The sequence below is a fragment of the Anaerococcus sp. Marseille-Q7828 genome, assembly GCF_949769285.1.
In the GTDB taxonomy this organism is placed as follows: domain Bacteria; phylum Bacillota; class Clostridia; order Tissierellales; family Peptoniphilaceae; genus Anaerococcus.
On sequence record NZ_OX458331.1, the window covers coordinates 762,278 to 774,100 of the forward strand.

Annotated in this window: 11 protein-coding genes; 10 read left to right on the forward strand and 1 reads right to left on the reverse strand. The window is 34.2% G+C overall.

From position 1 onward, the window contains the following. The first annotated feature begins 4 nt into the window (after positions 1–4). The gene (locus tag QNH69_RS03675) at positions 5–1,216 is read left to right on the forward strand and encodes a dicarboxylate/amino acid:cation symporter (protein ID WP_282929259.1); all 1,212 of its coding nucleotides are present in this window, start codon (positions 5–7) and stop codon (positions 1,214–1,216) included. Positions 1,217–1,281: 65 nt separating this feature from the next. On the opposite strand, the gene QNH69_RS03680 is transcribed toward QNH69_RS03675, so the two are convergent. Further along, the gene (locus QNH69_RS03680) at positions 1,282–2,682 is read right to left on the reverse strand and encodes a radical SAM protein (RefSeq protein ID WP_282929260.1); all 1,401 of its coding nucleotides are present in this window, start codon (positions 2,680–2,682) and stop codon (positions 1,282–1,284) included. Positions 2,683–2,919: 237 nt separating this feature from the next. Between QNH69_RS03680 and QNH69_RS03685 the strand changes: the two genes are divergently transcribed. From QNH69_RS03685 to QNH69_RS03725, 9 genes are all read left to right on the forward strand, one after another. Continuing rightward, complete coding sequence (locus QNH69_RS03685) at positions 2,920–3,564, forward strand: Crp/Fnr family transcriptional regulator (protein ID WP_282929261.1); 645 nt, start codon at positions 2,920–2,922, stop codon at positions 3,562–3,564. A 32-nt stretch (positions 3,565–3,596) separates the two neighbouring features. Beyond that, positions 3,597–5,069 (forward strand): hypothetical protein, encoded by a 1,473-nt coding sequence (locus QNH69_RS03690; RefSeq protein WP_282929262.1) that lies wholly within the window; start codon positions 3,597–3,599, stop codon positions 5,067–5,069. A 59-nt stretch (positions 5,070–5,128) separates the two neighbouring features. After that, entirely contained in the window at positions 5,129–5,665 is a 537-nt protein-coding gene (locus QNH69_RS03695) for a DUF4367 domain-containing protein (RefSeq protein WP_282929263.1), read from the forward strand. A gap of 60 nt (positions 5,666–5,725) precedes the next feature. Continuing rightward, entirely contained in the window at positions 5,726–6,511 is a 786-nt protein-coding gene (locus QNH69_RS03700) for a putative ABC transporter permease (protein WP_282929264.1), read from the forward strand. Between the two features lie 15 nt (positions 6,512–6,526). Continuing rightward, positions 6,527–7,303: a putative ABC transporter permease gene (locus QNH69_RS03705; protein ID WP_282929265.1), complete on the forward strand. Its 777-nt coding sequence runs from the start codon at positions 6,527–6,529 to the stop codon at positions 7,301–7,303. Positions 7,304–7,373: 70 nt separating this feature from the next. Next, complete coding sequence (locus QNH69_RS03710) at positions 7,374–8,054, forward strand: response regulator transcription factor (protein WP_282929266.1); 681 nt, start codon at positions 7,374–7,376, stop codon at positions 8,052–8,054. A gap of 187 nt (positions 8,055–8,241) precedes the next feature. Continuing rightward, on the forward strand, positions 8,242–8,994 hold the full coding sequence (locus QNH69_RS03715) for a sensor histidine kinase (RefSeq protein ID WP_282929267.1): 753 nt from the start codon (positions 8,242–8,244) through the stop codon (positions 8,992–8,994). Positions 8,995–9,093: 99 nt separating this feature from the next. Continuing rightward, positions 9,094–9,852: an ABC transporter ATP-binding protein gene (locus QNH69_RS03720; RefSeq protein WP_282929268.1), complete on the forward strand. Its 759-nt coding sequence runs from the start codon at positions 9,094–9,096 to the stop codon at positions 9,850–9,852. Further along, the gene (locus tag QNH69_RS03725; RefSeq protein ID WP_282929269.1) at positions 9,849–11,816 is read left to right on the forward strand and encodes an FtsX-like permease family protein; all 1,968 of its coding nucleotides are present in this window, start codon (positions 9,849–9,851) and stop codon (positions 11,814–11,816) included. Before QNH69_RS03720 ends, QNH69_RS03725 begins: the two co-directional genes overlap by 4 nt. Positions 11,817–11,823: the final 7 nt, after the last annotated feature.

The window sequence follows — 11,823 nt, forward strand, 5'->3', positions numbered from 1 at the left end:
ATTTATGGGAAAGAAAAAAATATTTGATAGTTTAATTTTTAAACTAGTTCTTGGTATCATTTTAGGAATAATTGTTGGAAATATAAGTAACGAGTCAGTTATAGTTGTAATAAATACGATAAAAGCAGTTTTGGGTCAATTGATCTTTTATGCAGTACCAATCATAATTTTGGGATTCATAACACCTGCCATAGTTTCTCTAAGTGAAGAAGCAGGCAGGGTGTTAACTATAACCCTAATCATTTGCTACATATCATCTGTTGGTGCAGCCTTGTTCTCACTAGTTGTTGGTAGGTCTGTGATTCCAAACCTACATATAGCATCAGAGCTTGCAGAGCAAAAACAAATTCCAGAGTCAATCTTTGAACTTAGCATAGATCCACTAATGCCAGTAATGACAGCTTTAGTAACATCAGTTATCCTAGGTCTTGGAGTAGTATGGTCAAAGTCAGAAACTTGGAATAAATTATTAAAAGAATCCAATAACATTACTTTGGAAGTAGTAAATAAAGTAATAATCAAAGTATTACCTCTATATATATTTACAACCTTTGCTGAACTTTCATACACAGGAGTGATAAATAAGCAATTACCAGTATTTATAAAGATTATATTTATCGTAATTATCATGCATTACATATGGCTTGCCTTGCTATACCTAATAGGTGGAGCTATTTCAAAGACAAATCCAATGGAAGTACTCAGAAACTACGGTCCTGCATATTTGACAGCACTTGGAACAATGTCTTCAGCTGCAACCCTATCAGTTGCCCTAAAATCAGCAGCAAAGGCTAAGACCCTCGATCCTAAGATAAGAGACTTTGTTATACCACTTTGTTCAAATACCCACTTATGTGGATCAGTACTTACAGAAACATTCTTTGTAATGGTTGTATCACAAATTCTTTATGGTAAACTTCCAGAATTAAGCTCCATGATACTATTTGTTATTCTATTGGGAATATTTGCTATAGGCGCACCAGGAGTACCAGGTGGTACAGTTATGGCTTCTCTTGGACTAATTATTTCTGTTCTAGGTTTTGATGATACAGGTACAGCGCTCATGCTTTCAATATTTGCCCTTCAAGATTCATTTGGTACAGCTTGCAACGTCACAGGAGATGGAGCAATAGCCCTTATGGTTACAGGATTACTAAAGAGAGTTCCAGGCAGGGGCAACAACCCAGCCTATGTTTATAAGGAAGAAGAAATTTAGAAAATAAATGCAAATTAATAAGCTCAGTCCTAGGAAATTAGGTCTGAGCTTTTCTTGTTTTTACCTTAATTTTTTATTGTTCTTTCTTCTTTTCTTATTTCCCACATATCATCTGCTGTCTTGTTCCATTCTTTTGCATATGGTGCACATTTGCCTTCTAGATCTTTTGGATCTTCTGGAGATATTAAATCAGTAGAGTGTGCATGTGTCTCATTGACCATTTTTGTAAGTTTGCCTGCATTTTCAAGCATTGGACATGGTTTAAACATATTGTCATTAAATGGTTGATTGTCATGGTAGGCCATAAATAGTGGAGCTTGCAAAGCTTCTAGGATAGTATTATCCCTAATATTTGAATCTGAATAGTGGATAAATACGCAAGGCTCCATATCCCCTTGAGAATTAATATGTAGGTAGTTTTTACCACCGGCTATACAACCGTTTATAAATTCACCATCATTTTGGAAATCTATGGCGTATATCTTGTGAGGACTAGATCCAGATCTAATCTCTCTAATTCTCTTTAAAATATATTTTCTTTGGTCTGGACTTGGTAAAAGTGATACATCAGCATCATTGCCAACAGGCATGTAATGGAAAAACCAAGCCAGTTTACAACCATGATCTATCATATTTGCTATAAATTCATCTGAAGTAACCTGTAAGTAGTTCTTTGATGTGTAGCAAACAGAAACACCGTAGAGAAGCTTGTGTTTTTTAAGAGTTTCCATAGCGTTAATAACCTTGCTATAAACTCCATCACCCCTTCTAAAGTCGGTAGATTCTTCTGTTCCCTCTACAGATAGGGCAAAGGAAATATTGCCAGCTTTAGCAACTTCCTCGCAAAATTCATCGTCAATTAGTGTGCCGTTTGTGAAGATATGAAAGGCAGAATCATTAAATTCATTGGCCAATTTTATAATATCTTTTTTTCTTACTAGAGGTTCTCCACCTGTTAGCAAGAAGAAATATGAGCCCATTTCATTACCTTGTCTTACTATACTTTGCATTTCTTCATAAGAAAGATTGTTTTTGTGGCCGTATTCGGCAGCCCAGCAACCAGTACAAGCAAGGTTACAAGCTGAGGTTGGATCAAATAATATTGTCCAAGGGATATTGCAATTATATTCTTTTTGCAATTGATTTCTCTTGGAGTTACCCTTATAGACAGCGTTGTAGGCTACTGTCATTATAAACTGTTTTAGGACATTATCGTCAATGTCATTTACTATATCTTCTGCAAAAGAGGCCCATTTTGATGTCGGATCGGAAAATTCTCCTCTGATTCTGTCAAGAGCGTGCTTGGCACTATTTTCCTCAGCATCTTTTGGCATTATGTACTTATCCATTATATCGGTGATATCTTCCATACCTCTTACTGGATCTTTTTTTATCTTTTTTAGTGCTATATCAATAGATTTTGAAAAAGCTAGCTTAGTAGTTTTATCTTTTAATGTTTCCTCCATATTTTAATCCTTTCCTATACTAAGACTATACTTAATATATTATATAAAACATAACTAATACAATAAAAAAATTTAAGATAAAAATATCTATAAATATAGTATATGAGGTTGATAAGGAAATTTCAAGTTATTTTAGTTTAATTTCTACAATATTTAAAGAAAATTCTTTCTATGGCAAGAGTAGAACAAAATTTGTAAAAACATCATCTATTTTTTATAATAAAGACGAGGTGAATTATGGATTTAAGACAAATTTCAATGTTTAAAAATTTAACTGACCAGGATATCAAATTAATAGAAGAAAAAAATATGATAGAAGAAAAGACATACCAAAAAGAAGACCACATCTTTAGGGTGGGAGATGTTACAGGAGATGCCTATTATCTTATAGAAGGTAGTATTTTGGTTTATAAAATTGATCCTAATGGCAAGAGATTTATCATAAAAAAGATTCAAAAACCAGGAGTTTTTGGGGAAGTCTACTCATATCTCAAAGAAGGCTTTGACTTTTCTGCCCAAGCAGAAGTAGCTAGCAAAATACTTATAATCCACGATTTTGCATCTATTTTCTCCTTTGGATCAGAAGAATTTTTGAAGTCATATATAGATATGCTTTCAAGAAAATGCCTAGAACTGTCGAGGACAAATCAAATCACGTCCCAGGCTAGCCTCCGCCAAAAAATAAGCAAGTATCTATTGTTAAATCAAGAAAACTCTCTAGTAAAGATAAATCTTTCTAGGGAAGAGTGGGCAGATATCCTAGCCACTACAAGGCCTTCCCTTTCTCGTGAACTTTCAAATATGGTCGATGATGGCTTGATAGAGATCAAAGATAAGACAATCAAAATTACAAATCTATCACAAATGGCTGATATCATATAAAAAAGGGTATTAGTGACTATAAGGAGAGTGCTATGGATTTAAGTAAAACATATGAATACGATGATATTAGTAAGTCAGATTTGCAAAAACGCCTTGCAAGGCTGATGAGAATTTGTGAAAACTTGGAGATTCCTGTCTTAGTTATGGTAGATGGTTTTGAATCTGCCGGCAAGGGTCATGTAATCAATGACCTAAGTGAGGAATTGAACCCTAAGTATTTTGATGTAGAAGTTTTTGAAAAAGACGAAGAATACGACAAAAAGTTTCCTTTTGCAAAGAGATTTTTTACTAATACCCCAAAAAAGGGTCATGTTAAAATATTTGATAGGTCATTTTACTATAAGCTATTTGACGATATAAAAATTAGCGAAAAGGACTTGGAAAAGCAAATCCAATCCTTAGAAAAAATAGAAAGAATGCTCTACGATGATGAGACTATCATTATCAAGTTTTTCTTAAATGTGAGCGAAAAAGAGCAAAAAAATCGAATAGATCAAATGAAGGATAGCAAGCAAAAGAGTTTCTATCTAACTAAGTCTGATATTGAGCAGAATAAAAATTATAAAAAATATAAAAAACACTTTGAAAATGTATTGGAGAAGACAAACTTTGACTTTAGTCCTTGGACTATAATTGATAGCGATGACTTGAAAAAAGCTTCAAAAATTATGCTCTACCAAATGCTTGAGATGCTAACTATTGGCATAGAGAGAGTATCTACACAGAAAAGAGATGATGAAAATACCGAAAGATTTATCGAAGATCAAAACTCTATTATTGAAAAATTGGACCTAGATAAGAGCATATCCAAAGACGAATACAAAGAGAAAAAGGATAAGCTCCAAAAAGAAGTTAGAGATGTAATATTTGAGCTTTATGAAGCTGGAATATCCACAGTTCTTGTCTTTGAAGGTGTGGATGCAGCAGGCAAAGATGGGGCTATAGAAAGACTTGTAAAAAAGGTTGACCCAAGACTATACACAGTCCATGCAATCTCAGCTCCAAGCAAGGAAGAGCTTGACCACCATTATTTGTGGAGATTTTATGATAAACTTCCTGAAGATGGCTATGTGGGAATTTTCTCTAGGTCTTGGTATGGCAGAGTTATGGTAGAAAGAGTGGAAGGATTTGCTACTACCAGACAATGGTCAAGGTCCTACGATGAGATTAAGGAATTTGAAAAAGAGATTGCAAATCACGGAACTTTGGTAATGAAATTTTTTGTGGTTATAGATAAGGATGAACAATACCAAAGATTCATGGATAGGGTTAATAATCCAGACAAAAATTATAAGATAACAGATGAAGATTGGCGCAATCGCAATAAATGGGGCCAATATATTGAAGCTATGGATGAGATGCTCTACCGCACTGATTTTGACTTTGCACCTTGGATAATAGTTGAGGGCAACGATAAGCCTTACGCAAGGATAAAGGTTATGGAAGAGTTCTTGGATAAGGCAAAGGCACATCTAAAAAAGATTGAGAAGAATAATAACAAATAATTTTTAATTTTCTTAAGTATTGTAGTATAATTAACACTGTAATATTTTAAGGAGATAAGATGAAGAATAAGAGATATTTAAGACTAGCATTAATTTTGGCTTTAGCAACACCACTAGCTGCATGTGGCAATAAGGCAGAAACTACAGAAGAAAAACCAGCTCAAGAGGCAAGTGAAGAAGTAAAAGAAGCTAAGGAAGATGGAGACCTAGCCGTAGAGCCAGATCCAGCAAATGAGATTGACAGCAAGGATTCAGGCGAAAAAGGCATCTATGACCTAGAATTTTCATACCTACCAGAAGGTTTTGGTGAAAACTTCAAAGATGAAAAAAATGATTTGCGTACTGTAGAATACGGTGCTCCAAAAAATCCAGCCCAAAAAATCACCGTTCAAATCTCAAATAATGAAGAGAGAATGGCAGGACTTGTAAGTGTTCCAGAAGATGCAGAAGATATCACCATTGGTGAAAACACTGGCAAATACTGGGATGATGGATCATTTAACTACATCTTTATTAAAGATGGCCAAAACGAAATCTACACCAGATCTACTCTTGAAAAAGAGGAATCTGTGAAAGTTGTTGAAGGTATAAAATAAGTTTTGTAAATGAGCTTCTGAGATATTTTTCTTGGGAGCTTATTTTTATAAGGAATAATCATGCAATATTACATAAGTTGTTTTTTTATTTATGCAGTAATTGGGTGGATCTTGGAAGTTTCTTTCCATGTGATTAGTCAGGGCAAATTTATTAATAGGGGCTTTCTAAACGGTCCTTATTGCCCAATATATGGATTTGGAGCTTTGGCTGTTGTTTTAATATTGGGAGATTTGGGCAATTCTAACAAGTTGTACATATTTTTTATGTCGGCGATTGTAGCTAGTGCCTTAGAATTAATCACAGGCTATATCTTGGAAAAAATCTTCCATAAGAGATGGTGGGATTACAGATCTAATAAGTTTAACCTTGGTGGTTATATATGTGCTGAGTTTTCCCTAATCTGGGGAGCAGTTTGCTATATCCTCTATGAAGCCATCCATCCCATGCTTAGAAAAGCTCTACATCTTATGCCAATAAAGATAATAATACCGATAAATGTAATAATGGGATTGATCTTTGTAGTTGATTTGATAGCTACAGTTATAACCTTGATGGGCTTAAGTGAGAAGTTCAAGATGATAGAAGACCAATCCAAAGATATCAGAAAAATGTCAGATGAAATCGGCCAAAAAGTTGCAGATAGGACCTTTGTTGCTTTAGACAGGAAAAAGGAACTTGAAAATTCTAAGATAGGCAAAGAATTTGACCAAAGAAGTGCTGAATTTAAAGAATTTTTTGACAAATTTGGAGAAAAGAGAATCCTACGTGCTTTCCCTAACCTATCAGAAGACTTGGAAGAGAAATGGAATAGGATTGATATCATCAAAAAGAAGAAGCACAAATGATTTTGAGGTGGTCATATGACTAAAGTTTATATAATATATTTTTTCATCTATGCCATAGTAGGATGGGTCTTGGAAGTTTCCTACAATGGGATAAGGGCTGGAAAATACATCAACTGCGGGGTTTTGAATGGTCCCTGGTGCCCAATCTATGGTTTTGCTGCCGTTTCTATAATATTGCTCCTAAACATGGTCGATACGGAGAATAAAATATTTCTATTTTTCGCTTCAATGATAATTGCATCAATTATAGAATTGATAACTGGATTTATCCTAGAGAAGATATTTCATAAGAAATGGTGGGACTATTCGGACAAGAAATTTAACATTGGTGGACATATTTGTGCGGAGTATTCCTTACTATGGGGAGCCCTTTGCTTTATCCTATACGAAGCCATCCACCCAATGATTAGATCTATGGTCTTTGCTATGCCTTACAAGCTAACACTTACTATAAATATTATAGTTGCTATTCTTTTTGCTATAGATACTACAGCAAGCTTCAATACAATTATAGGAATCAACAAGAAATTCAAACAGATCGAAAGATCATCAGAAAAACTTGGTGAGCTTACTAGCGAAATTGGCGAAAGAATTGCTGATAGGGGCATAGAAACAGCTGAATTAACAAGTGAAAAACGCAAAGAGTTCGACCAAAGAAGCGCCGAATTTAAAGCGATTTTTGAAAAGAAAAGTGAGAGGAGAATTCTCAAGGCCTTTCCAAATCTAATCCGTGACTTGGAAGATAGGGGCTATGATATCTCTGAGATAAAAGAAAAAATAAAAGAAAGATAAAATGCGCCGCCTTCCTGGCGGTTTTATTTTGCTGATTTTGCCTTATAATTATAGTAGAAAGTAGGTTTTTATGGTTAGAATTTATATAGTTGAAGATGACGAAGTTATATTAAAGTCTTTGGGGAAATTTTTGAAATCATGGTCTTATGAAGTATTTTCACCAGATGACTTTTCTTCTGTGTACGAAAATTTCCTTGAAATCAATCCGGACTTGGTCTTACTTGATGTGTCCCTGCCATTTTTTAATGGATATTATTGGTGTGAGAAAATCAGGTCTTCATCAAATGTGCCAATAATTTTCATTTCTTCTGCAGATGAAAATCTAAACAAGATTATGGCTATAAATATGGGGGCTGATGATTACATTACCAAGCCCTTTGACTTGGACTTGCTCCTTGCAAAGATAAAAGCAGTTTTGAGACGCTCCTACCAATACAGCGAAACTGTTAGCAAGCTTTCCTATAAAGATATAGAAATAGACAGAAATAGGATGGTATTAACTTTTGCTGGCAAGGATTTGTCCCTATCAAAAAATGAATATTTGATTCTTGAGATGATGTTCGAATATCCAGAAAAAGTCTACAAGAGGGAAGAAATAATGGACAAGATCTGGCAAACAGACGAATTTATTGACGATAATACTTTGACTGTCAATATAATGAGACTTAGGAAAAAACTGGAAGACATAGGACTTAGCGATTTGATAAAGACAAAGAAAAAGGTGGGTTATTACATTGAAAGAGATGTCTAAATTTATTAGAATTAAGGCCCATAGCCTGGTGATTTTCATAATCTTTTTTGTCCTAATGCTCTTTAGCATATCCTTTGGTATAGACAGAAACTATATTTATTATATCTTGATATTAGCAACGTTTTTCTTTGTGTTAAGTCTTGTAATTTCTTATATAAAATTTAGGAAAGCCTATAAGGAAATAACTATGTGGACCAATGACTTTTCATCTAAACCAAATTTTTTAATAAAAGAAAGCAAAATTTATAACAACATCATGACTATCTATGAGAAAAATAAGGACATGGAAAATTCTTTTGAAGATAAGATGAGACTTTTCAAGGACTATGTAAGCATGTGGGCCCATCAAATCAAAACTCCACTTTTTTCTCTGGACTTGATACTAAATGACCACCCCATAGATGATCATGCGGCCAAAGCTGAGCTTTTTGCTATAGAAGAATATATAGAAACTCTCCTATCCTACACCCGCCTTGAGTCCCTTTCTACAGACTTTGTCTTTGAGGAAGCCTCACTTGATGAGCTTATAAGTTCATCTATCAAAAAATATTCTAAAGTCTTCATAAGAAAGAAAAACAAGGTAGACTTTAAGCCAACAGGTCTTATGCTTACAACGGATAAAAAATGGTTTGCCTTTATCTTAGATCAGATTTTATCAAATTCAAACAAGTACACCCAAGCTGGGACAATTTCTTTTTATATGGAGGGTCTGAAACTCATCATAGAAGATACGGGCATAGGAATCAGAGAGGAAGACCTGCCTAGGGTTTTTGACAAGTCATATACCGGTTACAATGGCAGAATTTACAAGAAATCTACAGGTATCGGCCTAAGTTTGGTAAAAAGTGCTTGTGAAAATTTGTCTATAGATGTATCTATAGAATCAAAGCTTGGCCAGGGAACGAAAGTCATATTTGATCTAAAAAATGCCCTAAACTAACATATTGTCACATTAAGCCTATAAGTGTTATTTTAATGCAAGGATTTTTTCTTTTTTCTGTTGTAATATAGAGAAAAGATAAGAAAGGAAAGTGAAAATATGTTATTAAAAGTATCAAATTTAGAAAAAATATATAAGTCAAGATTATCTACAAACCAAGTTCACGCCCTTAACAATGTGAACTTTTCGGTAGAAGAGGGAGAATATATTGCAATCATGGGAGAATCCGGTTCCGGCAAGACTACCTTGCTTAACCTATTAGCTCTCTTGGATAAGCCAAGCAAGGGAAAAATAATATTAGAGGGTAAGGATCTTTCTTCCATAGCGGATGCAGAAATATCAAAGTTTAGACGTGACCACCTAGGTTTTGTTTTCCAAGATTTCAATCTTTTGGACACCCTAACCTTAAAGGAAAATATCCTCTTGCCTCTAATACTTGCAGAAGATGATCCCAAAACTTTTGATGAGAAGCTAATGAGCGTAGTCAAACCCCTAAGGATAGACCAACTATTAAATAAATATCCTTATGAAGTTTCTGGTGGCCAAAAGCAACGCTGTGCTGTGGCAAGGGCTCTCATTACCAATCCTAAATTGCTCCTAGCTGACGAGCCAACAGGTGCTTTGGACTCTAACTCTTCTAGGGAATTGATGGAAGTTTTCAAAGAATTAAATGAAAATGGTCAAACTGTAATAATGGTAACCCACTCCATCCAAGCGGCCTCAGGAGCAAGGAGAGTTTTGTTTATCAAAGACGGAAAGATTTTCCACGAACTTTATAACTCTGGATTTACTGACTATGAGATGAGCCAGAAGATATCTGACACCATGCAAATGCTCCAAAGAGGTGATATAAGATGAATTCCCTATATCACAGACTAGCAATAGATGGGATAAAAAGACATAAAAAACTTTATATACCATTTGTAGGCACAACACTATTTTTTATAGTATTAATAAATATATGCCTATCAATAAGTGCGGATCCATTGACAAGAAACTTTTTTGGACAAACAACCATAAGAACTCTTATGAATTTGGGTTCTGTAATATTGTTGATATTTGCACTATTAACAATTTTGACCAATTACAATTTCATTCAGAAAAACAAGGCTGAAGAATCTGCCCTGTACTTGACCCTGGGTATGGAAAAAAAGCATTTGGTAAAAATCTATATTTACGAGCTAATCAACTTATATATAAAGTCTATAATTATCGGAACTATAATTTCAGCTCTTATATATAAACTAGTCTTTGCTGGGTTTTTGCAAATGCTAGAGATAGATATGAATGTTTTAGAAACTGGGATATTTCCTACAATCCAACCCCTCCTACTCACAGCCCTTATATTTTTTCTAATATTTGCCTTATTACTAGCTAGGCAAATATTTAAAAGTAGAAACTTTAGCCCTATGTCTTTTAGATACCAAGCAAAATCTGGGCAAAAAACTCCGAAATATCCGATAGCTACAGGTATCTTTGGAATTTTGTGTATAGGGGCAGGATATTTTATAAGCCTTACAACACAAAATCCTATGGATGCTTTCAAACTATTTTTCCTTGCTGTAGTGCTAGTAATTGTAGGAACCTATGCAGCATTTTCAGTTATAGTATCAGGTGTACTGAAGCTTCTCCAACAAAAGAAGAACTTTTATTATAAAAAATCTAATTTTACAGCAGTTTCAGGCCTTATCTATAGGGTAAGAAATAGTGCCAAAACCCTTGCCAGCATTGCTATACTATCTACCATGGTAATTATTGTCTTAACATCTGGCTTCTCCCTTTACTTTGCAACAAGTGAAGTCCAAGAACAAATGTTTGCAACTGACTATAAATTGTCATTTCCAAATACCAATGACATTGATTTGTTTAGGGATGAAGTAGTCAAGGTTTTAAAAGATAATAATAAAACCGGACATATTTGGACCTACGAGAGTGCAGTACTTCCAGTCGATAGGGATGGAACAAGCATAAAAAAGAAAATTACAGATGACCAATCTCAAGATGGCAGCCAGATTGATGTGGTATATTTTGTCCTAGATCACCATTCTGCTTATGACTTTAAAGACAATGATGTTATCTTTTTACAAAGTAATGACAAAAGACAAATAGAAAAAATAGAGGGCATGGATCTAAAGATAAAAAAAGAATTGGCAGAAAAATATCCTACTCCTATATCCATAGCTGATTTATCAATCAATGACAAAGACCAGCTTATCTTTAAGGATGCTAAAATCTTTGAAAAAGTTGTACGTAGTTTTACACCTGACTGGTATGGTGGTGGCTATGAGACTGTAAATAATGTGAACTTTGATGTAGATGGAAATTATGATCCGAATTTAAGAGATAAAATATGGGATGAACTAAAAGATAATATGGATAATGATTGGTTTTCTTTGCAAGATAGCCAAGTTGAAAGAAATGATCTTCTAGCAGTTTATGCTGGAATATTCTTTGTGGGGATAATCCTAGGCCTAGGATTTTTGGTATCGACAGTTCTTGCAATTTACTACAAGCAACTTTCAGAGGGATTAGAAGATAAGGCAAGGTTTAAAACTATGAGACAGCTTGGTATGACTGATAAGGAAGCAAAAAAATCTATATCAAAGCAAATGGGCTTGGTATTTTTCTTGCCACTAATATTTGCTTTCGCCCATTCACTTTTTGCTATTCCTATCATAACTAAATTTTTACAAATGTTGAGTTTAAATAATCAAAATCTCTACTTAATGTGCTTAATTTGGGTATTTGTAGCTTATATAGTTTTTTACTTAGTGACTTTCAAGCTAACAGAAAAAACCTACAACAATATAGTATTAGACTAATAAAAAG